The sequence below is a fragment of the Pseudomonas sp. Irchel 3A5 genome (genome assembly GCF_900187575.1).
Taxonomy (GTDB): domain Bacteria; phylum Pseudomonadota; class Gammaproteobacteria; order Pseudomonadales; family Pseudomonadaceae; genus Aquipseudomonas; species Aquipseudomonas folii.
Genome location: NZ_FYDU01000004.1, coordinates 278,620 through 301,925 on the forward strand (window position 1 = coordinate 278,620; position 23,306 = coordinate 301,925).

19 protein-coding genes and 1 pseudogene are annotated in these 23,306 nt (G+C 56.9%); 12 read left to right on the plus strand and 8 right to left on the minus strand.

Features of this window, described 5'->3' with window-relative positions:
* The first annotated feature begins 39 nt into the window (after window positions 1-39).
* Entirely contained in the window at window positions 40-447 is a 408-nt protein-coding gene (locus tag CKW31_RS08405; RefSeq protein WP_095093890.1) for a hypothetical protein, read from the plus strand.
* Window position 448: 1 nt separating this feature from the next.
* On the opposite strand, the gene CKW31_RS08410 is transcribed toward CKW31_RS08405, so the two are convergent.
* The 3 genes from CKW31_RS08410 to CKW31_RS08420 form a co-directional block, all read right to left on the minus strand.
* Window positions 449-658, minus strand: coding sequence for a hypothetical protein (locus tag CKW31_RS08410; protein ID WP_095093891.1), 210 nt, complete (start codon window positions 656-658; stop codon window positions 449-451).
* A 66-nt stretch (window positions 659-724) separates the two neighbouring features.
* Entirely contained in the window at window positions 725-940 is a 216-nt protein-coding gene (locus CKW31_RS08415) for a hypothetical protein (protein WP_095093892.1), read from the minus strand.
* 35 nt (window positions 941-975) lie between these two features.
* Window positions 976-1,176, minus strand: a complete 201-nt coding sequence (locus CKW31_RS08420) for a hypothetical protein (protein ID WP_095093893.1) — start codon at window positions 1,174-1,176, stop codon at window positions 976-978.
* A gap of 103 nt (window positions 1,177-1,279) precedes the next feature.
* On the opposite strand from CKW31_RS08420, the gene CKW31_RS08425 reads away from it, so the two are divergent.
* Window positions 1,280-2,383, plus strand: a complete 1,104-nt coding sequence (locus tag CKW31_RS08425) for a site-specific DNA-methyltransferase (protein ID WP_095093894.1) — start codon at window positions 1,280-1,282, stop codon at window positions 2,381-2,383.
* Between the two features lies 1 nt (window position 2,384).
* On the opposite strand, the gene CKW31_RS29505 is transcribed toward CKW31_RS08425, so the two are convergent.
* Entirely contained in the window at window positions 2,385-2,690 is a 306-nt protein-coding gene (locus CKW31_RS29505) for a hypothetical protein (protein WP_141230129.1), read from the minus strand.
* A gap of 5 nt (window positions 2,691-2,695) precedes the next feature.
* Window positions 2,696-3,036, minus strand: a pseudogene (locus tag CKW31_RS08430) (DUF6864 domain-containing function).
* Window positions 3,037-3,561: 525 nt separating this feature from the next.
* Between CKW31_RS08430 and CKW31_RS08435 the strand changes: the two are divergent.
* From CKW31_RS08435 to CKW31_RS08470, 7 genes are all read left to right on the plus strand, one after another.
* Window positions 3,562-5,616 carry a DNA cytosine methyltransferase gene (locus CKW31_RS08435; protein ID WP_095093896.1) on the plus strand — a complete coding sequence of 685 codons (2,055 nt, stop codon included), beginning with the start codon at window positions 3,562-3,564 and terminating at the stop codon, window positions 5,614-5,616.
* Window positions 5,613-5,927: a DUF4406 domain-containing protein gene (locus tag CKW31_RS08440; RefSeq protein WP_095093897.1), complete on the plus strand. Its 315-nt coding sequence runs from the start codon at window positions 5,613-5,615 to the stop codon at window positions 5,925-5,927. The genes CKW31_RS08435 and CKW31_RS08440 overlap by 4 nt, the downstream gene beginning before the upstream one ends.
* Window positions 5,928-6,806: 879 nt before the next feature.
* Complete coding sequence (locus CKW31_RS08455) at window positions 6,807-7,136, plus strand: hypothetical protein (protein ID WP_095093899.1); 330 nt, start codon at window positions 6,807-6,809, stop codon at window positions 7,134-7,136.
* The gene (locus CKW31_RS29790; protein ID WP_176469829.1) at window positions 7,133-7,300 is read left to right on the plus strand and encodes a hypothetical protein; all 168 of its coding nucleotides are present in this window, start codon (window positions 7,133-7,135) and stop codon (window positions 7,298-7,300) included. Before CKW31_RS08455 ends, CKW31_RS29790 begins: the two co-directional genes overlap by 4 nt.
* A 56-nt stretch (window positions 7,301-7,356) precedes the next feature.
* Entirely contained in the window at window positions 7,357-7,965 is a 609-nt protein-coding gene (locus CKW31_RS08460) for a hypothetical protein (protein WP_095093900.1), read from the plus strand.
* A 247-nt stretch (window positions 7,966-8,212) separates the two neighbouring features.
* Complete coding sequence (locus CKW31_RS08465; protein WP_095093901.1) at window positions 8,213-9,415, plus strand: tyrosine-type recombinase/integrase; 1,203 nt, start codon at window positions 8,213-8,215, stop codon at window positions 9,413-9,415.
* Window positions 9,416-9,427: 12 nt separating this feature from the next.
* Window positions 9,428-11,014, plus strand: coding sequence for an ABC-F family ATPase (locus tag CKW31_RS08470; protein ID WP_095093902.1), 1,587 nt, complete (start codon window positions 9,428-9,430; stop codon window positions 11,012-11,014).
* A 199-nt stretch (window positions 11,015-11,213) separates the two neighbouring features.
* Here the strand turns inward: CKW31_RS08470 and CKW31_RS08475 are convergent, their stop codons facing one another.
* A complete protein-coding gene (locus CKW31_RS08475) occupies window positions 11,214-12,341 on the minus strand; it encodes a lactonase family protein (protein ID WP_095093903.1) in 1,128 nt (375 codons plus the stop codon).
* Between the two features lie 172 nt (window positions 12,342-12,513).
* Between CKW31_RS08475 and CKW31_RS08480 the strand changes: the two genes are divergently transcribed.
* The 3 genes from CKW31_RS08480 (at window position 12,514) to CKW31_RS08490 (ending at window position 17,445) form a co-directional block, all read left to right on the plus strand.
* Window positions 12,514-13,728: an MFS transporter gene (locus tag CKW31_RS08480; RefSeq protein WP_095093904.1), complete on the plus strand. Its 1,215-nt coding sequence runs from the start codon at window positions 12,514-12,516 to the stop codon at window positions 13,726-13,728.
* A 106-nt stretch (window positions 13,729-13,834) separates the two neighbouring features.
* Window positions 13,835-14,593 carry an endonuclease/exonuclease/phosphatase family protein gene (locus tag CKW31_RS08485; RefSeq protein ID WP_095094016.1) on the plus strand — a complete coding sequence of 253 codons (759 nt, stop codon included), beginning with the start codon at window positions 13,835-13,837 and terminating at the stop codon, window positions 14,591-14,593.
* 224 nt (window positions 14,594-14,817) lie between these two features.
* A complete protein-coding gene (locus tag CKW31_RS08490) occupies window positions 14,818-17,445 on the plus strand; it encodes an autotransporter outer membrane beta-barrel domain-containing protein (RefSeq protein ID WP_095093905.1) in 2,628 nt (875 codons plus the stop codon).
* 303 nt (window positions 17,446-17,748) lie between these two features.
* On the opposite strand, the gene glgB is transcribed toward CKW31_RS08490, so the two are convergent.
* Both glgB and treS read right to left on the minus strand, forming a co-directional pair.
* On the minus strand, window positions 17,749-19,980 hold the full coding sequence (gene glgB, locus CKW31_RS08495; protein WP_095093906.1) for a 1,4-alpha-glucan branching protein GlgB: 2,232 nt from the start codon (window positions 19,978-19,980) through the stop codon (window positions 17,749-17,751).
* A complete protein-coding gene (gene treS, locus CKW31_RS08500; protein WP_095093907.1) occupies window positions 19,980-23,303 on the minus strand; it encodes a maltose alpha-D-glucosyltransferase in 3,324 nt (1,107 codons plus the stop codon). Before treS ends, glgB begins: the two co-directional genes overlap by 1 nt.
* Window positions 23,304-23,306: the final 3 nt, after the last annotated feature.

Here is a 23,306-nt window from a genome sequence, read left to right on the forward strand (position 1 = left end):
TGTCTGACCCCGGAGGGCGGCGCATGCCTGGAGATCGTAATGAGCAACTACAACTGCGCCTACGTGCGCCAGCACTACAAAGTCCCGGCTGAGGTCGGACGGCGCGTAATCGCAAATGGGGAGCCTGGAGTGATCCTGGCTGACCGCGGGCAGTACATCGGCGTGGTTCTCGACAGCGACCCGAAAAAGCGCATCCGCAACTACCACCCAACTTGGGAAATGCAATACGGCGAGATGGCCGACAAGCTTCCACTCAAAAAGTGGAAGGTCCTTCCATTCAATTTTGGCTGGGATGAGCTTAGCTGGAACCGAGATGCGCAGGGGTACCTGACTGAAGTTTGGGCGGCTACGCGCAGCCAAGCGAAGTATCTTGCCTATAGAGAGCTTGAAGACTGTTGCGTCGATGCAAAGGCGATGTGCTTTTTCAAAGTACGGCGCGCTTTCTAGGTTACCGTGCGCGCTTGGTGCTGCCTTGCTGAGCGAATTGTTCAAACTCGGCGAGCATGACAACCGCCGTGAACTGCAACTCCTCGTATTGAGCGGCGATCTCGTCAGTTTGGAAAGGCCAATTTTTCTCGTAGAACTCTTCCGCCGCTAATGCCGCTTCATCCTTTGCGATTTGAAGCTCACGAAGGCCTCCGTAGTTTTCATAACGCATCCAAAATCCCTCGCTACGGCGTCACGCCGGTCACCTCTAATACCGCACACCCATGCCCGGGACCAGCTACGAATCGTACACTTCGCCCCTCACCAAGTCGCGGCAGTATCGAATCTCATGTACCGCCCCTGGCTTGAACTGGTCGAGCCACCCGGCTTCCTCTTCATCTAAGTCGGCAGCCGCCTGATCACACAACTCGTCGATATCGATACCCATGCTCGCTGCTGTTGCGAATACAGCAACGAGCGCCTGCTTCAGTTCCATTGCGTGCTTGTCGGTCATGTCGGAACCCTCGTGGGTTTAGACTTACGTTTGCCTCACGCAGATTCAATAGCGTCGGCAGTCACCTCAATTTCAGCGACCGCCCAAGCGACTTCCTCTGCTCCATAGGCTGCATCGTTGAGCATCCAATCGATCGATGCCTCACATAGCGCTTCGAGCTCTAATCCCTGCTTTATAGCGGCGGCAAGTACGGCTTTTAACGGCAACCTCGACACCTCTTCCCTGCTTGCGCCCATGACTCACTCCTTTGGGTTGAGCGTTAAGCATAGTCCATAACTTGTTCAACATTTGCGCCACCTCATCCGTCGTTGGGTGGGCTGCGCCTCACTGGAATCCGATATGAGTCAGCTCCACCAGATACTGGTCGGTGACTGCATTGAGATGATGCGGACGCTGCCAGACCGATCAGTGCACACATGCGTGACAAGCCCGCCCTACTTCGGCCTGCGCGACTACGGTGTCGAGGGCCAGATCGGGCTGGAGGAAACACCGGCCGAATTCATTTCCCGCTTGGTGGAAGTGTTCCGTGAAGTTCGTCGGGTGCTGCGGGACGACGGTACGGCCTGGGTGAACATGGGTGACAGCTACGCATCAATATCAGGCGGCTATGCAAAGGGTGGTCAGGCTGGCAAGCACGGAGCGGTTTCGACGGCGACCAGAGGTGCAGTCCTACGCGGCCAGAGACCAACGCCGCCAAAGGGATTCAAGCCTAAAGACTTGATGGGCATGCCATGGCGCTTAGCGTTCGCGCTGCAGGACGATGGTTGGTATCTGCGGCAGGACATCATCTGGCACAAGCCAAACCCAATGCCAGAATCCACACGGGACCGATGCACGAAGGCCCATGAATACATCTTTCTGCTAAGCAAGTCGCGCCGGTATCACTGCGATATGCAGGCAATCAGGGAGCCTGCGGCTGAATCCAGTATCACAAGATGGGCGCAGGATCTCGAGCAGCAGTCCGGCAGCGACAGGGTGCCAGGCAAAACCAACGGACCGATGAAAGCCGTCGGCGGTCAGCGATCCAGACGTGACAGTTTCCAGCGAGATGATTCAAAACGGGAGCAAGCCATCCCCGGCCAGAGCAAAGGCACCCACCGGCCAGATCGGTCGGAGAGTCAATGGGACATTGCAAGCCGGAATAAGCGAAGCGTTTGGACCGTGCCGACTCAGGGCTTCAAGGGTGCCCACTTCGCCACATTCCCGCCCGACCTGATCCGGCCATGCGTTCTGGCTGGCGCACCCCGCGGCGGTGTGGTGCTCGACCCGTTCGGCGGTGCCGGTACCACGTCGCTGGTTTCAATGCAGGAGGGTCGCAAGTCGATCATCTGCGAGCTGAACCCGGAATACGCAAAGTTAGCTCGAGCAAGAGTCGACGCGGCATGGCTGGATGGCTCTTCGCAGATGGATTTATTGCACGATACCACATCTAACATTTATTAATTTATTGACTCTTACCGAAAGCATAACCAAGAGCCAAGGTTATAATAGGAACAAAAATAGACCATACAGTTTTTATATGCTCTAAGTACAAAAAATCTTTATAAGCTACAACCAAGGAAAACATTAAGAGACTCAAGGTTGATGCAATTACAAAGCTCCATGTGATTGTCATCCATACGATTGAATTTTTGGCGTTGTCACCTGTGCCTATCGTTGCTTGAATTGACCCATGCGAACCAGCTGCTGGCTTTGGTGGCTCGACTCCAACAGAGCCTTTCTTTTCTTCATTACTCCACTCGCCGGACATTGTGATTACCCGTGCAGGAATGTGTATGAGAAAATACGAATGCCGGCAGGTCTATTTACCGTCGCTACGGAAAAGGTGATCGACAACTGTTTACCTTCAATAAAGGTCACGGGTATGGGGTCGTATAACCCTTCCCCAGTTGCGTGGGAAAATTAGCAAGATACAAAACCCAAGTAAGACCTTCTACCTTCGACTCATATCGAGACATGGGATTGGTTATATCCTCTATAAAGCGCACCTGCATATGCATTCCATTTATAGAAATATCGATGGGTGAGTTGGAAGAAAAGTGAATCACCCCGCTCTGAACAACTTCCAATCCTTTAACAAAAACCTTGATTTCCATAGCCCCTCCAAAATTTTCGAGACTGTACCTGAGCCTGTTGTAGGACTCAATCAATCAAAGACTGACACAAGCCAGTCAAGGCGCACGCCATCACCGAATACCAGCTGCAACCATGCTCAAGCCGCTGACTGTCACCCACGTCCACAACCGACAACTGATCATCTTCGAAGAACTGCCACGCAGCGTTACGCCTCAAGATTGCTGACAGGATTGAGGCGCATAACAGTTCGCCAATCTGGCGGCGCGAAACGCAGGTTGATCTGGCGCTCTAGAAAACCGCATCCCATCTGACTTCATCAGGATCTTGCGTTTCTACAAACCTCTCCCACTTTTGAGAGCAAGTTTTGCATTTGTACCCGGTCACCAGAAACGCATTTCGCTCTTCTGTTCCGTAATGGTGAAGCCGGTCAGTTACGCCCTCCTGATCAACTTCATTCATCGCAGCAGCACAGCAGTCTTCAGGTCGTACATCCATTTCAAAACCTCCCATTGATTTAGCGCCGAATATACCGGCGAGGTATCCCCATGTCTGCTCACCAGAAGAAACACCCCTTCGATTTCAAAACCCAGTACGGCCTTGGCTTCAACCCGCAAGACGATGAGATCGTTGTCGACTTCTTCTGTGGCGGCGGCGGAGCTGGTACCGGGCTGGAAATAGGGCTGGGTCGTGCGGTTGCCGTGGCGAAGAATCACAGCGCAGCGGCTATCAGCATGCACACCGTCAATCACCCGCATGCCAAGCACTTCACCACGGACGTGTTCGAAGGTGATCCGGATGCCGAATGCGGTGGCCGGGCCGTGGGCTGGTTCCACATGTCTCCGGACTGCACGCATCACAGCCAGGCGGCCGGCGGCCAGCCGCGCAAGCGCGAGATTCGTAACCTGTCATGGATTGGCCTCAAGTGGGCAGGCATGAAACGGCCCCGGGTGATCAGCCTGGAAAACGTGAAGCAGATATTGCAGTGGGGCAGATTGATCGCTAAGCGGGACAAAGCCACCGGCCGCGTCGTTAAACTCGGTGGCGAGGTTGCGGCACCTGGTGAGGTAGTTCCGGTCGGCCAACAGTTTCTGATTCCAGATCCCAAGCAACGCGGCCGCACATGGCGACGCTTCGTAGCGCTGCTGGAAAACATGGGCTACGTCGTTGAGTGGAAAGTGATTAAGGCATGTGACTTCGGCGCGCCCACCAGCCGCGAGCGTCTGTTCATGCTGGCCCGCTGTGATAGTCAGCCGATTGTCTGGCCTGAACCGACACACGCCAAGAAGCCTGCAAAAGGCCAGAAGCCATGGCGCACCGCCGCCGAGTGCATCGACTTCAGCGACCTCGGCAAAAGCATCTTTGGCCGCAAGAAGGACCTGGCCCCCGCCACTCTTCGGCGCGTAGCCAAAGGAATGAAGAAGTTCGTCATCGATAACCCCGCGCCATTCATTGTACCGATCGCTAACTGGTCGGTTGGCAACGTACAGCCATCTGATGAACCGCTGCGCACCGTGACCTCCTACCCGAAAGGCGGGTCGTTCTCAGTAGTCAGCCCTGTGATGGTTGGTGCTGGTGGGCCGGAGTACTCGGGCAAGCCGACATCGGCAGATCAGCCGATGGGCACCCTACTCGCTCAGAATCATAGAGGTGTAGCAGCTGCGAGTCTCGTTCAGCTCGGCAACGGGGACAAGCCGGGGTCTGCACCGCGCAGCGCTGACATGAATGACCCGCTCGGAACGATCATGGCGTCAGGCGGGAAGTATGGCATTGCCGCTGCGCACCTGGTGAAGTTTCGTTTCGACGATGAAGGCAAGCCACTCAACGAGCCGTTGCCGACGATAACCAGCGGCGGCAACTACCAGCGGCCAGCAGGTGCCGCGCACGCCATGGGCATCTCGACGGTGTTCATGGCGCAGATGAATGGCGGTTTCAATACCACCCACGCCACGGGCGCAGACGAGCCGATGACGACGGTCACGAACACCGGCAGCCAGCAGCAGTTGGTAGCAGCGAACCTGGTGCACCTGCGCGGTAACTGTGACGCCCGCGACCTGGGCGATCCTCTGCACACCATCAGCGCAGGCGGCACCCACCACGGGTTGGTATCTGCGTTCATGGAGCGCCAGTTCGGTGCCAGCGTTGGCCAGGGTCTGGATGAACCAGCACCAACAGTAACGGCAGGCGGTGGCGGTAAAAGCTCAGTCGTCTCTTTCAAGCTCTCGCCAGAGCACGAGGAAGGCGCGCTGCGCGTTGCGGCATTCCTGATCAGCTACTACGGCACCGAGAACATGAGTAGTTGCGGCATGCCAGCGCCGACGATCACCACGAAGGACCGCTTGGCCCTAGTAACCGTGATGGTCAAGGGGACCCCCTACGTGATCGTCGACATCTGCCTTCGTATGTTGCAACCGGCCGAGTTGTACAAGGCTCAGGGCTTTCCCGCCGACTACATCATCGACAAGGGCGCCGACGGCAAGCCGTTCACCAAAACCCAGCAAGTGCACATGTGTGGAAACAGTGTCAGCCCGCCGCCCATGGCAGCACTTGCCCAGGCCAACGATCCTTGGCGCGCCACTATTCAACGACAGGTGGCGGCATGACCCGACTCTATTTGGCTGGCCCCATGACGGGCCTGCCTGAATTCAACTACCCCGCGTTTCACGCAGAGGCCGCTAGACTCCGGACGTTGGGCTACGAAGTCGAGAACCCGGCCGAGAACCCGCTTCCAGCCGACGCGCCTTGGCATCTGTGTATGCGCGCAGCCATCCGGCAGATGACCACCTGCGACCACGTGGCCACCCTGCCCGGTTGGGACAAATCGCAAGGCGCACAGCTGGAAGTCTACATCGCAGATCGCCTGAGCATTCGCGACAGCCCGGCGCACACCATCACCGAATACCAGGTGCAGTGATGTTGGGCGCACAGGAGTCGCTTTTCGGAAACCGGTGGCACCGCTAGTCGTCGCCGTAAAACATGACAAACAAGTATGCGATCAATCCGGCTAGCACCAATACACAAAGGGCAAACCAGATGGCAAGCTCATTCATTGGGTAACTCCCAACTTGAAGAGCTATACAGCAAGCGGCATCTAAGTCGTGCCACCAAAAGCGACTCGTTTATTACCCGATCAGCAGCGCAGGCGAGGATACTCGGACCTTCGTCATCCTCTCGATCGCCTAACAATTCCATCTTTGCTTGTAGCGCCAAGGCATAGGGATCGAACCCCAACCTGAATGCCGCGCTGAATACAGCTACGAGTGAGTGGCTGTAAATGCATTCCTGTGTGGCGCTCATAATCCCTCCGTGATCATCTTCACCGGCCGCCAGCACTCCATTGGTGGCCTCCATCATTCAGTGAAGCTTGCTTTGCCTCGCGTCACAAACACCCGATCGGTGAAAGTCACTATTTGTGACGGCCGGTCTGGTTAGCTCAACTCAATGTCAGCCGCTTTGGCGGCAAGGACGAGTGTCAGGGGCAAGGAACAAAATCCCCTAAGCGCTCCCGGGCAATAGGTACAGCGTATTCGAGCAGTTCAAGCGGAACGTCTTGTACGAACAGAGTCACCTCAAAGCGAAGTGTCTCGTCATTTCGAAAGATTTCAAATAACAGACCGTTTTCGCCTCTCCAACACTCGAGCGCAAGACCGTCGTGTCCTTCAACGACGCTTGAGGCACAGCAAAACCGATATTCAACTCCATGTACGAACACGTCGCACCTCCCTTTCTGAGGTGGCAACGATACCCATCCCTCTATGAACTTGATAGCCGCTGTAGCGGCAAGGACGAAGTCATGCCCGAAGAAATCAAATTGATCCAGCCAGCAAACGTGGCTCGCGATGAAAACGGTATGTTCCAGCATCCCGACATGCCGGACTTCGATGAAGGTGATGGCGAGAAATGCAAAGCGTGGGTCGCTGGACAAGGGCTTGAGGTAACTATGGTATCCCTCGAGTATGCGAGCGACCAGGCCGTCTCGGAACGCTACTTTGAAGCTGGCGACCCTGACTGCAGTTACTGGGAGCCGGACCGGCCAGACGGCGAAGATTGGTTCTGCCTGGCAATTCACGATACCGATGATGGTCCTGTGTGCTGGTGGGCGCGCCGAGTGCTGACGCCATGAGCGAAACCCAGCTCAATCTGACACCCATAGCTGTAACGCTCACTTACCCGCCACGGCACATGGGTTTTCTGGAGCCTGATCGAGAACTGCCGGGCTACACGCTTGAACAGATGCTGGAATACGGCCGGGCGTGCGCCGCCGAGGCATTGAAGCAAACCAAGTAACCCAACCCTCCACCCCTACTTCGAGCCTGCCGGTGATCGGCGGGCGAGGATTCGCTATGTCCACGATTGAACAACAGATTGCAGCGTTGACTGCCCCATCTAGCCCCGCCGTCGAGGTCCTCTCGATAGAACGGGCGACAGTCGAAACAATCCTTGCTGAGCTGGAGGCGACAGATCCAATTCGCCCAATCGTGACCTACCTTCGCGCCAAGCTGGCCGAGCCGAAGATCGAGCTCTGGGCGATTCATAGCGTCGGTCCGGGCGAAGAATATCCATGCCTGAACAAAGAAGACGCTGAGCGCCGGGCGAAAGAACTCCGTGACCTAGGCGACGAGATGAAAGCCGAACGGATTGCGCGGGGTGAAAGCGTTGAAATGTGGACTGACTGGGTGACTAACGTAATCCCTTCACCCTGGGAGCCAGCCGAACACTTCGAGATCATGGCTGAGGAATGGATGAATGACGCAGATTCGGTCCGCCAGCACGCCATAAAGCTGACTGCCGATCAGGAGCAATTGGTCGCAGCACTCAAACTCACCCGCGAGAACCTGCGGGCATGCCAAGCAACCATTCACCTATGTGGCGGATTCGATCCGGCCTACGTGAATGAAGCACAGGCAGCCATGAAGGTAGCCGACGAAGCACTCAGCAAGATATCCGCCTAACCCCTTCTGCCGCCATAGGGCGGCTTGGAGCAGCACGCCTCCAGATCACCGAGGACGCAATCATGGCCGCCCAACAGAAAATCAGCGACTTACCAGAACCGGACAAACTCACCGAGAAGCAAATGGCCGACCGCCTCGGTACGACCGTTAAAGCACTCCAGGCAAGGCGTAGTCGCGGGCAGATACCCAATGGCATCTGGAACAAGATCGGAAACCACATCATTTACAGCGTCAGGAGATATGACGAATGGCTAGAAAGTCTATGGGTCTCCCCGCCGGGCTTGATCTCAGGGGGGAGACATTCCGTTTCAGGTTCAGTTGGAACGGGAAGCGTTGCTCCGAAACGCTCACGTATCCCCCCACGAAAGCCGGGATCCAGGCTGCCACCCGTTTTAGAGATCAAGTAGTCGGGCTGATCAAGCATGGCCTGATGACGGACCAAAAATACGCCGAGCTGTTTCCTGACTCGGCGATTGCTGCCGATGCGACAGTTCTATTCGGCGAATACGTCCAGCTCTGGCTTGATGGGAGAGAGATCGAGGAAGGTGCACGCAGCAACTATGTTGGCACCATGAATTTGTACTGGATGCCTCACTTGGTGCTGACTCCGGTCAGCACCATCACCACCATGATGCTCAGGCGCATCATTGGCAAAATTGATTGGTTCTCACAAGGAGTGAAGCGTAACGCGATCACCAAACTGAAAACCATTTTGGATGATGCCGTTCGCGAGGATCTGCTGGACAAAAACCCGGCCGAGCTTCTGGACATGCCAAAGCGGAAGGCACCCAACCCTGACCCACTGACGATAGAAGAGGCCAACCAGATTATCGCCAGCCTTTACGGTGCCGAGCATTGGCCCAGCCACATCTATGCGGCGTTCTTCGAGTTTGCTTTTTTCACCGGCATGCGACTCCAGGAAGTCATCGCGCTGCGTTGGGACGAGATTGATTTCGAAAAACGCCAGGCCCGCGTATGTAGAGTGATCGTACGGGGCGAGATCAAGGAACGCACCAAGACACGAAAAAACCGCTACGTACTGCTGAACGATCGGGCAATTCATGCTCTCCGCTTTGCACAATCCTATCTGGAGCGCAGGAAAAATGGGAAAGGCAAGCTAAAGGATTTCCCGTACTGCTTCCCCCCGTCAAAGAACACTGTGCACATTCGCCAGACCTCCGACCTTCATAAGCAATGGATTCCTACGCTCATCAAATTGGGGGTGCGACATCGGCCGCCGTACAACTGTCGTCACACTTATGCGACAATATGCATAATGTCTGGAATGAATCCCTCTTTTATCGCCCAACAGCTCGGACACTCAGTCCAGATGCTGCTCTCGACATATGCGCGCTGGCTTAGCTCAAGTGGCGATTGGGGTGAGATGGAAAAGCTTAATATTGGTCCAGAGTTGGTCCAAGGCACAAACCAGAGCCGCGTAACTAATTGAAAGGTAAGGTAATTGATCTCCACAGCGAATATCACCATGCAGTTCGGCGCCAAACCCTTGTTCGAGAATGTCTCGGTCAAGTTTGGTGCCGGTAACCGTTACGGCCTGATCGGCGCCAACGGCTGCGGTAAATCCACCTTCATGAAGATCCTGGGCGGCGATCTGGAGCCTTCTGGTGGGCAAGTGATGCTCGAGCCGAATGTGCGTCTGGGCAAGTTGCGTCAGGACCAGTTCGCCTATGAAGAATTTACCGTGATCGATACGGTGATCATGGGTCACGAAGAGCTGTGGAAGGTCAAGGCAGAGCGTGACCGCATCTACTCGATGCCGGAAATGACCGAAGAAGACGGCATGGCCGTCGCCGAACTGGAAACCGAATTCGCAGAAATGGACGGCTACACCGCCGAATCCCGTGCCGGTGAATTGCTGCTGGGTCTGGGTATTGGCATCGAACAGCACAACGGCCCGATGAGCGAAGTGTCGCCAGGCTGGAAACTGCGCGTGCTGCTGGCTCAGGCGCTGTTCTCCGACCCTGAAGTGCTGTTGCTCGACGAACCGACCAACCACCTGGACATCAACACCATTCGCTGGCTGGAAAACATCCTGACCCAGCGTAACAGCCTGATGATCATCATCTCTCACGACCGTCACTTCCTGAACAGCGTGTGCACCCACATGGCTGACCTGGATTACGGCGAGCTGCGTCTGTTCCCGGGCAACTACGACGAGTACATGACCGTGGCGACCCAGTCCCGCGAGCAACTGCTGTCGGACAACGCCAAGAAGAAAGCACAGATTTCCGAGCTTCAATCGTTCGTCAGCCGCTTCTCGGCCAACGCCTCGAAAGCCAAGCAGGCGACTTCCCGCGCCAAGGCGATCGACAAGATCCAACTGGCCGAAGTCAAGCCTTCGAGCCGTGTCAGCCCGTTCATTCGTTTCGAACAAACCAAGAAGCTGCACCGTCAGGCGGTCATCGTCGAACGCATGGCGAAGGGCTTCGACGGCAAGCCTCTGTTCAAGGATTTCAGCTTCCAGGTTGAAGCAGGCGAACGCGTGGCGATCATCGGCCCGAACGGTATCGGCAAGACCACCCTGCTGCGCACGCTGGTCAACGAGCTGACTCCGGACGCCGGTAGTGTGAAGTGGACCGATGCTGCAGAACTGGGTTACTACGCTCAGGACCACGCTCACGATTTCGAAAACGACGTCACGCTGTTCGACTGGATGGGCCAGTGGACTCAGGGCGAGCAGATGATCCGCGGTACGTTGGGCCGGATGCTGTTCTCCAACGACGAAATCCAGAAATCGGTCAAGGTGATTTCCGGTGGTGAGCAAGGCCGCATGCTGTTCGGCAAGCTGATCCTGCAAAAGCCAAACGTACTGATCATGGACGAACCGACCAACCACCTGGACATGGAATCCATTGAAGCGCTGAACCTTGCGCTGGAAAACTATCCAGGCACGTTGATCTTCGTCAGCCACGACCGTGAATTCGTGTCCTCGCTGGCTACACGCATTATCGAGCTAAGCCCGGACGGCGTAACCGACTTCAGCGGCACCTACGATGACTACCTGCGTAGCCAGGGTGTGGTGTTCTGATAAGGCTGATCAATCTTTGAACTTTCAAAACCGGTAGGAGCCAACTTGTTGGCGAGAGTGTCAGGCAGTAATGCCGTTACTGGAATGGCCCCTCGCGAACAAGTTCGCTCCTACCGGGGCATCACTAGAGTTCTTCCACACAGCCTGAAATGAAAAAGCCCGGTCAATCTGACCGGGCTTTTTCATTTCAGGGCAAGCATTACTGGACCTGCAGCACCTCGATCCACAATGCGCCCTTGCCAGACTCCGCTTCACTGGCGCGCTTGAGCGCACCCTTGTCGCCCACGCTGTAAACACCTACCTTGTCGGCTTTTTCACCGGTCACCAGCAACCACTTGCCGTTTGGCGAGAAGGCGATGTTGCGCGGCTGCTTCTCTTCCACCGGGTAGTTATCAAGAAAGGTCAACGCACCGGTTGCGCCATCGACCGCGAATGCCGATACCGAGCTGGTGGTGCGCTCAGTCATGAGCAGCAGTTTGCCGTCTGGCGACAAGCGCAGGTCAGCTGCCCAGATGCGTGGCGTCGGGTCATCCTTCAGGTCGTTGTTGCTCGCGTCTCGCACTTCACCGTGGACCAGTTTCAAACGCTCTGGAATACCACTGGCCTGGGCCACTTGAGTCAGTGCGCCAGTCTTGTCATCAATCGAAAACGCAGTGACGGTGCCGCTCATCTCGCCATCGACAAACAGGAACTTGCCGTCGCTGGAAAACGCCAGATGCCGAGGGCCGGTTTTCGCCGGTACGCTGACAAAGCCACTGCCAATCGGCGTCAGTGCTCCGGTCTTGTCATCCAGCCGATATTGCAGCACGTGATCAGCACCGAGGTTGCCGGCGTAAGCAAAGCGGTTGCTCGGATCGGTGCGGACCGAGTGCGCATGCGGGCCGGTTTTATAAGTCTGGATTTTCTCGTCGGGTTTCTTCGCTTCATCGATGGCTTGCACCGTGATGGCATCAGCGCCGTAAGAAGCCCCCATCAGGAAGCGGCCACTGCGGTCCGTGGACAGGTAAGCCAGGCTTTCAGCCAGCGGGCCCCGGGACAGTTCAGTCAAACGCCCGCTTTTGGGATCAATGCTGAAGCCCACCACCTGAAAAGGTTTCACCCGCAACGCCGCGTACAACACTTTGCCGTCTGGACTGATGGCCATCGGGTTGACCATGTCTCCTGCCTTGGTCTGCTCCACCAGGCTTAGCTTCCCGCTGGCTTCATCCAGGCTGTATTGGGAAATCAGCCCGTCAACAGGGCTGGAGATATAAGCGAAGGTCGACGCATTGACGTTCATGCTTAAACCACAGACGACCGCAGCGGCCATAAGAAGGGGTTTGCTCACAGAAGATCCTTTATTTTTATGGTTGTGGTCAGTCATCCTATGACCACTTTAGATTTCCAGCAATTACTGTTTTACAAATTGCTGCGTGTTTAAATCGTTAGCCTGCTTTCATTTGTCTGCGACCGGGGCGATGATGTGGCCACTCCCAACCGCCTGCCAGCGAAAGAGCCCAATGTCCGTTGCCACCCCGCCCTCGCCTGCCGCACAGCCCAGCTCCATGATGATCACCCTGCAGATCATCTCTGTCGTCTTCTATACCTTCGTTGCCTTCCTGTGCATTGGTTTACCGATTGCGGTATTGCCAGGTTACGTCCATGACCAACTGGGCTTCAGCGCAGTGATCGCAGGTCTGACAATTGGTTCGCAATACCTTGCGACCCTGCTCAGCCGTCCGGTGGCCGGGAAGATCTGCGACACCATCGGCACCAAGCTGGCCGTGGTCTACGGCATGTCAGGCATCACGCTGAGCGGCATGTTGACCTTCGCTGCAGCCATGCTGGATCACTTGCCCTCCGTCAGTCTGACTATCCTGATTATCTCCCGGCTGTTCCTGGGGGTTTCCCAAGGGCTGATCGGCGTGGGCAGTATCAGTTGGTGCATTGGCAAGGTTGGCCCGGAACACACCGCCAGGGCCATTTCCTGGAATGGCATCGCGTCTTACGGCGCCATCGCCATCGGTGCGCCGCTGGGCTATCTGATGAGTCAGGAACTGGGTTTCTACACGCTGGGCATCGCCTTGTCAGTCATGGCCTCTCTGTCGCTGCTGGTGATCCGCAGACAAACCGCACCGCCGGTGATCAAGGGCGAGCGGCTGCCCTTCTGGTCGGTGTTTGGCCGGATTGCACCCTACGGTCTGAGCCTGACCCTGGCGTCGATTGGCTACGGCACCATGACCACGTTCATCACTCTGTTTTATGTCAGCCGCGGCTGGGAAGGTGCGGCCTGGTGCCTGAGCGTCTTCGGCGTGTGCTTTATCGCGGCGCGGTTGTTGTTTATCGGTGCGATCAACCGACTGGGCGGTTTTACCTCGGCCATTCTCTGCATGGGCGTCGAAACCCTCGGCCTGGTACTGCTCTGGGTATCGCCCAACACCGCATTTGCCTTGACCGGTGCGGGTCTGACGGGCTTGGGTCTGTCGCTGGTCTATCCGGCGTTGGGCGTCGAAGCGATCAAGCAAGTGCCGTCCAGCAGCCGTAGCGCCGGGTTGAGTGCTTATGCAGTGTTCTTCGATCTGGCTTTGGCCATCGCCGGACCGATCATGGGCGCGATTGCCTTGGGGTTGGGTTATTCGTGGATTTTCTTCTTTGCTTCGCTGCTGTCAATTGGCGGGCTGGGCCTGACGGTACTGCTGTCGCGTCGTGCGAGGGCTCAGGTTAGCGGGGCATAAAAAAGATGAACTGGAGCATTACGCACCAGTCCGATCTACATACCCCGTTTATAGGAGCATCCGCGTGCCCCCTGATCCTGCTGGCGTAAGCGCCGACCTAGTGGACATGAGTGATACCCCCGACATTCACCGATTGCGCGTACTCACGGTTAATACGCACAAAGGCTTCACTGCGCTCAATCGCCGCTTCATCCTCCCCGAACTGCGCGAAGCTGTGCGCAGCACCAGTGCCGACCTGGTGTTTCTCCAGGAAGTGCTGGGCAGCCACGAGCGCCACGCTTCGCGACACCCTGACTGGCCAGAAACCTCACATTACGAATTCCTGGCCGACAGCATGTGGAGCGACTTTGCCTACGGTCGCAATGCGGTATACCCCGACGGTCACCACGGCAACGCGATCCTCTCGAAATATCCGATCCTGCAGCACCGCAATCTTGATATTTCCATTACCGGCCCCGAGCGCCGTGGCTTGCTGCACTGCGTACTTCAGGTGCCCGGCCACGATGAAGTCCACGCGATTTGCGTGCACCTCAGCTTGCTGGAAAGTCACCGGCAGTTACAGCTGGACCTGCTCTGCAAACTGCTGGACTCCCTGCCCAGCCATGCGCCGGTGATCATCGCGGGGGATTTCAATGACTGGCAATTGCGCGGCAACAAACGCCTGGCCCGTTGTGAGTATCTGCACGAAGTCTTCGAACGCCACCACGGCGCGCTGGCTAAATCCTACCCGGCACGTTTCCCGATGCTGCGTCTGGACCGGGTTTATCTGCGTAACGCCACCAGTCATGAGCCGCGGATTCTGGGTAACAAGCCCTGGACACATCTCTCGGACCATCTGCCTTTGGCGGTCGAAGTGTATCTGTAATAGCCGTTGCGCATAAAAACCCTCGATACCTACCTGCGGTCGGTCAACTTCTTGACGGGCCTCGGATTGTCTCCTTAACTTCTGTTGTTACTCGTTGAAATTATTGCTTATTGAAAACAATCAGGATCCTGAGCGACTGCCCCGCAGTCGCTCGACTACTGCGCGGTTGCTGGCATTGATGAAGCAGTGAAAGCCTCCCTGACCCCGCAGCAGGGAGCGCGGTCATGAGAAAAATATGGTTTCGTAACGATGCAACTGGCTACACCGGAATAGCCCTGGCAATAGTAATCACCCTCCTCCCCGAATCGACTGAAGCGGCCTGTGACCTGAACTCCACCATCGGCTCCGACATCCAGATTTGCGACAGCGGTAGCAGCGGCCCGCTGACCAACCCTGGCGGGAACAACACGCTGATTTTTCCTGTGGGGGGCACCGGCTCTATCATCGGCAACGTTTCATTCGGTGCCGGTCAGGACCACATCGAGATGAATTCCGGGAGCATCGTTGGCGACTTCAATCAGGGCGCCGGGGTCGATACCTTCCGCATTACGGCCGGGACTATTACCGGTGACGTGAATCAGAGCTTTGACCCCGATGACTTCTTCATGAGTGGAGGGATAATGCGTTCGCTCACCCAAGGCGATGGCCTGGATACCTTCCTGATGACAGGAGGTACGATCAGCACCGCATTCGAAGACGGTGATATCGCCCGCATGACCGGTGGCAGCATCGGCCGGGTCGACATGAAACTGGACGATAATCTGTTCGATATGTCGGGCGGCACCATTATCAATAATCTGGTGACGGGTTTTGGCCGTGACACGATTATCTTGTCCGGTGGCAGCATTGGCGGGGTCATCAGCGTCAGTGGTGGCGATGACAGCATCACGGTATCTGGTGGCGAGGTGAAAGGCGGGATACGTGCCAGCTTCGGTAATGACACGTTCAGTTGGCGCAACGCTGGTTTTGTCAGAGGCACGGTATTGATGGCAGACGGCAATGACCTTGCCTTCCTGACCCAACTCAACGAAACCACGCTGGGAGCCAACCCGCTACTCGATGGCGGGTTGGGCACCGACCTGCTCACTTTCGATGCGGTCAGCACATCGGTCCCGGCTCGCTACGCCAATTGGGAGACAGTCAACCTGAACAACGGCAGCCTGTTGGATCTGACTGGCGAAATGGTGCTTGGCGATACAGCGAGCGGCACCGGCGTCTTGAACGTCGACACGAGCAGCACAATCACCTCCAGTTCCGGTGGCGTGCGCCCGTTCAATGCCGTGCAGTTGGCAACGCTAAACAATGCCGGCACGCTAGACCTAAGCCGCAACGGCACGGCGACCGACACTCTTACTATCAACGGCAACTACGCAGGCAGCAATGGACGACTGCTGCTGCAATCCGTGCTGGGTGACGATTCATCGCCGAGCGACAAACTGGTGGTCTCTAAAGGCAGCCTGTCCGGCACGACGCAAATCAATGTCACCAACCTGGGCGGTCCGGGTGCTGCAACTGCGCAGAACGGTATTCAGGTCGTGGAGGCCAATAACGGCGCCACCAGCGAAAACACCGCGTTTTCACTGGGCAACTCACTATCGGTCGGCGCTTACGACTATTACCTGTTTAAAGGAGGCGCTACGGCGGGATCAGAAAACAGCTGGTTCCTGCGTTCGACCGTGCTGGCGCCTCCTCTCGTGCTGGCTGTGCCCAATCCAGAAACGCCGACACCTGTCCCTCCCGGGCAACCCTCTCAGCCCACAACACCGACGTTACCCGCCAGTCCAGGCACTCCAACACCGCCGACAACAGCCCCTTTGCAACCCGCGGCGTTTGCGCCAGTTGCAGCCATCGGCACCCCGCCGCTACCGGCAGCAATTGCTGGTGCAGCACCGATTCCCCTCTATCGCCTGGAAGTACCGAACTACGCCGTAGTGCCTCCCGCAGCTGCGGTGCTGACGCTGATGTCGCTGGGCACTTTCCATGACCGTCAGGGTGAGCAGAGCCTGTTAACAGAGTCAGGGTGGGCGCCGGCTGGCTGGGGGCGGATATTTGGCAGCAGTGTCAAACAGAGCTGGTCCGGTACAGTTGATCCAAGCCTTGACGCCTCGCTCAAGGGCTATCAAGTCGGTCACGACGTTTATGCTGCACAGCACGACAACGAGCGGATACAACGCGCTGGCCTGTTTGCCGGGCATAGTCGACTCGATGGCGACGTGAAAGGCTTCGCGGGCGGGTTTCAGGACCGTAAAACCGGCAAGCTGAAACTCGAAGGCGACAGCCTCGGGCTTTACTGGACACTGACTGATCCCAAAGGCTGGTATGTCGATGCCGTCGCCATGGGCACCCGACTGGATGGCTACAGCCGCTCTGATCGAGGCGTGCGCATTGACACCAAAGGTCGTGCACTGACGTTATCTGTTGAAGCCGGGTATCCGATTCCTCTTGGCGCTGATTGGGTTATCGAACCGCAAGCACAGTTAATCCATCAGCACATCAAGCTCGACAGCCAGAACGACGGCATATCGGATGTGTCCTTCGACTCCCAGTCCTGGAATACGGCACGGCTTGGCGCGCGCCTTAAAGCTCGGTACATGGTCAGTGGGTTGCCCATTGAGCCCTACGTGCGCACAAACCTGTGGCACAACTTTGACGGTGCAGACACCGTCACTTTCAATCACACCGACAAGATAAAGACCAAGCACCGCTCTAGCTACGCCAACGCAGGTGCAGGCGTCGTGGCCACGGTTTCGCCGGGGGTGAGCGTCTATCTCAGCGCAGACTACAGCGAGAATATGGATGATCAGCACTTGAGTGGGATCGCAGGAAATCTGGGGGTACGGGTGAGTTGGTAATGCGGTCCAACGTAGATCGCATCCAGCCTTATCATCGGAGTTGTGGCCCAGACAAAGCCCAGCCCCTACAGGTCTGATGTGATCCCGAGATTGGCGCAGTGAAGTGGGACCGGCTTTAGCCGGGAAGAGCTGTTACAGCTGACACATGTATCGTCAGGAATATCGCCTTCCCGGCTAAAGCAAGCCCCAAGTCGCAATTCAGCTTGCAGGCAAACATGGAATCTCCCACATCAGACCGAAAGTCCATTGTGGGAGAGCTGCTTGCCCGCGATTGGAGCGCCTCGGTGCGTCTACTTGACGCGATTAACCCTCACTCGCCTTAGGCTTGAGAATCAACACCGCCAACGGCGGCAGGTTCAGTACCAGCGAGACTGGCTGACTATGGCTTTTAACCTCATCAGCGTGCACGCCGCCGCCATTACCCAGGTTCGAACCTGCATACATTTCGGCGTCGCTGTTTAGCAACTCTGTCCAGTTGCCGCCAAATGGCACGCCCACGCGATAGGCCTCACGCGGCACCGGGGTGAGGTTGGCAACCACCAGCAATGGCTCGCCCTCCTTGCTCCAGCGCATGTAGGCAAACACGCTATTGGCAGCATCGTCCCCAATCAACCACTGGAAGCCCATCGGCTCGGTATCACGCTCGTGCAGCGCCTTCTCTTCGCGGTAAACCCGATTGAGATCGCTCACCAGTTTTTTCACGCCGATGTGCTCGGCGTACTGCAACAAGTACCAATCCAGTTGTTCGTCGTGATTCCACTCGCGCCACTGACCGAACTCGCACCCCATGAACAACAGCTTCTTGCCCGGATGGGTCCACATGAACGTCAGGTAAGCCCGCAAGTTGGCAAATTTCTGCCAGCGATCGCCGGGCATTTTGTCGATCAGGGAATGCTTGCCGTGAACCACTTCATCATGGGAAATCGGCAGGATGAATTTCTCTGACCAGGCATACATCAAACCGAAACTTAGCTCGCTGTGATGGTGGCCGCGGTGGATAGGATCCTGCTGCATGTAATGCAGCGTGTCATGCATCCAGCCCATGTTCCACTTGTAGGCAAAGCCAAGGCCGCCCTGCTGAGTGCTCTGGCTGACACCCGGCCATGCGGTGGATTCTTCGGCAATCACCAGGGTGCCTGGTGCTTCCAGCGCAACCACGTCATTGAGGTGGCGCAGGAAATCGATGGCTTCGAGGTTTTCACGACCACCAAAACGGTTAGGCACCCACTCCCCGGCTTTACGCGAGTAATCCCGATAAAGCATCGAAGCCACGGCATCCACGCGCAGACCATCGATGTGGTAGTGCTTGAGCCAGTGCAGTGCCGACGCCAGCATGAAGCCATGCACTTCGGTGCGGCCCAGGTTGTAGATCAGCGTGTCCCAGTCCTGATGGAAGCCTTCCTGTGGGTTGGCGTATTCATACAGTGCCGTGCCGTCAAACTGCGCCAGACCGTGGGTATCGGTAGGAAAGTGTGCAGGTACCCAGTCCAGAATCACGCCGATTTCGGCCTGGTGACAGGCATCAACGAACGCAGCGAAATCCTCGGGTGAACCGTAGCGCGACGTCGGGGCGAATTGCGCCAGCAGTTGATAGCCCCACGAACCACCGAACGGATGCTCCATGATCGGCATCAGTTCGATGTGAGTGAAGCCCAGTTCCTTCACGTACGGAATCAGACGATCTGCCAGTTCACGCCAGTTGTACTGACGCCATTGGCCTTCGTCGTTCTGCTCCATCTGCCAGGAACCGGCGTGCAGCTCGTAGATCGACAGCGGCGCATGGGTGCCGTGACGGTCGCCACGGGATTGCAGCCAATCGTTGTCGTGCCATTCAAAGTGCAGCGGTGCCGACACCTTGGACGCAGTATCCGGCGGCAGTGTCGTTGCCAACGCCATCGGGTCGGATTTGAGCGGCAGAATCCCGTGAGGGCCGAGGATCTCGAATTTGTAGAGCTCCCCCGGTTGCAGACGGGGAACGAACACTTCCCAGACCCCGGTAGGATGGCGCAAGCGCATTGGGTGACGGCGGCCGTCCCAATTGTTGAAGCTGCCGACCACCGAGACGCGCCGAGCGTTGGGTGCCCAAACCGAAAAACGTACGCCCTGAATGCCTTCGACCGTGGTCACTTGTGCGCCCAGGCAACTGCTCAGATCGCGGTGATTACCCTCGGCAAACAGGTACAAGTCCATCTCGCCCAGCAACGGGCCGAAGCTGTACGGGTCTTCAGTGATCTGCTCGCCGCCCGCCCAGTTGATCTTCAACAAGTAAGGCTGGACGTCAGGGAAGCGCCCGACAAAAAAGCCCGGCACTTCGCTCATTTCCAACGTACCCAGTTCATGCCCGCCTTCACGAGCGAGTACCGTCACGCTTAACGCCGCAGGTAGATAAGCCCGGATAATCTGCCCGTTGGCACCATCGCCATGCGGGCCCAGGATCGAAAAAGGATCACGGTGTTCGGCACGGATCAATGCATCCATGTCTACGGCAGCGGGCATCAGTTGCTGACCCGCACCAGTTTTGTCAGGCGCATTCATCAAGACTCTCCATCAGACAGATTGAGCAGACCACGCAAACCTTGCAACGGCACGGACAGCCAGGTCGGGCGGTTTTCAGCTTCGTAGACCACTTCATAAGCGGTTTTTTCCAGGGTGAACAGCTCAAGCGCTGCTTTTTCACCCTTGGCGTCTTTCCAGGCGTGGGCCAGTCCGGCAGTGGCCGAACGATAACCTTCGATGAAGGCAGCGCGGGCCTGGTTCAAATAAGTTTCAGCAACACGGCGACGTGCTTCGGCAGCCTCCGGCGATGTGTCGACGCTCTGTGCGCTGCGCACGGCCATGGCCGACGCATAATCGAAGGAACGCAGCACGCCGCTGACATCCTTGAACGGACTGTATTTGGCACGCCGCTCCTCAACCGATCGCGCAGGCTCGCCTTCGAAGTCGATCAGGTAAGCATCACCTTTGACCACCAGAACCTGACCGAGGTGCAGATCGCCGTGAACCCTGATCCGCAGACCGCCCACCGAACGCTTGGCCAACGCTTGCACATGGGCCAGAACCTTCTTGCGATTGGCCAGCAAATCACTGACCAGTTGCTGATCTACCGGCTCCAGCGCTGACTTGTTCTGTTCCAGCAACTTCAGCGCGTGTTCCATTTGAGCGGTGACGCTTTTCCCGGAAGCCTGGCTGTCCTTGACGCTGGTGACTTCCACTGCAAAATCCGGGTTGTCGGTGGACGACGCCAGGACCTGATGCATTTCGCCCAGACGTTTGCCCAGATTGCCCGCGAAATCTTCCAGTTCCAGCAGTGCGTTGTAATGCTGTTCCTGACCGGAAATACCGTGGGACATTTCGTCACGAACAGCCCGTTCCAGATTGTTCTGGGTCCATTCCCAGGCATCGCCCTGATTGCTCAGATAACCTTGGGCGATCATCAGCAAGTGATGCTGACCATCGTTGCCGACGCGCACTACGGAGCCCAGCAACGGCGAGATGTATTTGTAACCGGCGTTGGTCAGGTAAGCGCCCATCTCCAGTTCCGGATGGATACCCGGATTGACCCGACGAATCATTTTCAGCACCAGGCTGCTACCAACGACCACAGAGCTATTGGACTGCTCGGCCGACAGGTAGCGAACCTCAGACTCATTGCCCAGGCCCAGCGGCGGCAACTGAGACGTGTGCTCGAAACGCAACTCCCCTTCGCTGCTAGGCAGCACGGTTTGCACTTGCATCCCGTGCACCACCGCGCGGATGAAGGTTTCCAGCGTAAAAGCATCGGTGACCAACCCCACCTGACGACCGCGACGCACACGAGCCAACGCCAGTTGCTGAGGCAAGGCGCTGCTGATGTCGTCTTCAGCCAGCATGCCGAATGGCAGCTGATAGCGCGCGTGATGGTCGCCCGCCGTGACTTCGATTTCACTCAGTAACACAGGATGTGCGGCATCGCCAAAGCGCACCGCATAAGCAATGTGTACCTTGTCGATGGCTTTATCCTTGGCCGCAAACCAGCGACGCTTGGGCAAATACTGCGCCAGTGAGTTCTGTTCCATCACGGTGCGCAGAGGTTCGTCGAGCAATTCTTCGAGACGTTTTTTCAGGACCATAGTCGGGAAATCCGGGATGCTTTGTGCAGGTTCCACATGCCAGGTGGGCATCTGGTTTTCTGCGGCCAGCAAGAACCAATAGAAGCCATAAGGCGGCAGCGTCAACAGGTAATTCAATTGACCAATAGGCGGGAACGCACTGCCACCCAGCATTTCCACGGGAACAGTGCCCGCATAGGCAGAAAGCTCCAGCTCGGCCGCCTGAGAGGCGCTGGACATGTTGGCAACACACAGAATGATTTCGGTCTTGCCATCCGGCCCGGTGTATTCACGGGTGTAGGCCAGAATACGTCGGTTGCTCGGCGACAGCATTTTCAGCACGCCGCGCCCGAAAGCCTTTTGCTGCTTGCGCACGGATAACATGCGCCGATTCCAGTTCAACAGCGAATGCGGGTCGTTATTCTGGGTCTCTACGTTGACCGACTGGAAGCCGTACAGCGGGTCCATGATCGGTGGCAACACCAGACTGGCCGGGTCGGCACGCGAGAAGCCGCCGTTGCGGTCGATAGACCACTGCATCGGGGTCCGCACACCATCCCGGTCACCGAGATAGATGTTGTCACCCATGCCAATCTCGTCGCCGTAGTACAAGGTCGGCGTGCCCGGCATCGACAGCAGCATGCTGTTGAGCAACTCAACCCGGCGGCGATCGCGCTGCATCAACGGTGCCAGACGACGACGGATGCCCAGATTGATCCGGGCGCGGCGGTCGGCGGCGTAGTAATTCCACAAGTAATCGCGCTCGCGATCAGTGACCATTTCCAGGGTCAGCTCATCGTGGTTGCGCAGGAAAATCGCCCACTGACAATTGGCTGGAATTTCCGGGGTCTGCCGCAAAATATCAGTGATGGGGAAACGGTCTTCCTGGGCCAGCGCCATGTACATGCGCGGCATCAAGGGGAAGTGAAACGCCATATGGCATTCGTCGCCGTTGTCACCCTTGGTGTCGCCGAAATACAGCTGAGTGTCTTCCGGCCACTGGTTAGCCTCCGCCAGGAGCATGCGGTCGGGATAGTTGGCGTCGATCTCGGCACGGATCTGCTTGAGCACCGTGTGAGTTTCAGGCAGGTTTTCGTTGTTGGTGCCGTCGCGCTCGATCAGGTACGGAATCGCATCCAGACGCAGGCCATCAATGCCCATGTCCAGCCAGTAACGCATCACGTCCAGCACTGCCTCCATCACCACCGGGTTATCGAAGTTCAGATCCGGCTGGTGTGAATAGAAACGGTGCCAGAAATACTGCTCAGCGACCGGGTCCCAGGTCCAGTTGGACTTTTCGGTGTCCAGAAAGATGATGCGAGTGCCGTCGTACTTGTCGTCGGTATCAGACCAGACGTAGAAATCCCGCGCCTTGGAGCCCTTCTTGGCCTTACGAGCTTTCTGAAACCAAGGGTGCTGATCCGAGGTGTGGTTGATCACCAGCTCAGTGATGACCCGCAAACCGCGTTTGTGGGCTTCGGCGATGAATTTTTTCGCGTCGGCCATGGTGCCGTAGTCGCTGTGCACCCCTTTGTATTCGGCAATGTCATAACCATCATCACGACGCGGCGACGGATAGAACGGCAGCAACCAGATGGTGTTTACACCCAGGTCGGCAATGTAATCCAGCTTGGAGATCAGGCCAGGGAAGTCACCGATGCCGTCGTTGTTGGAATCGTAGAACGACTTCACGTGGACCTGATAGATCACTGCATCTTTGTACCAGAGCGGGTCTTTGATAAAGGCCGCGCTCTTGGGTTTCTTTGCCATGGT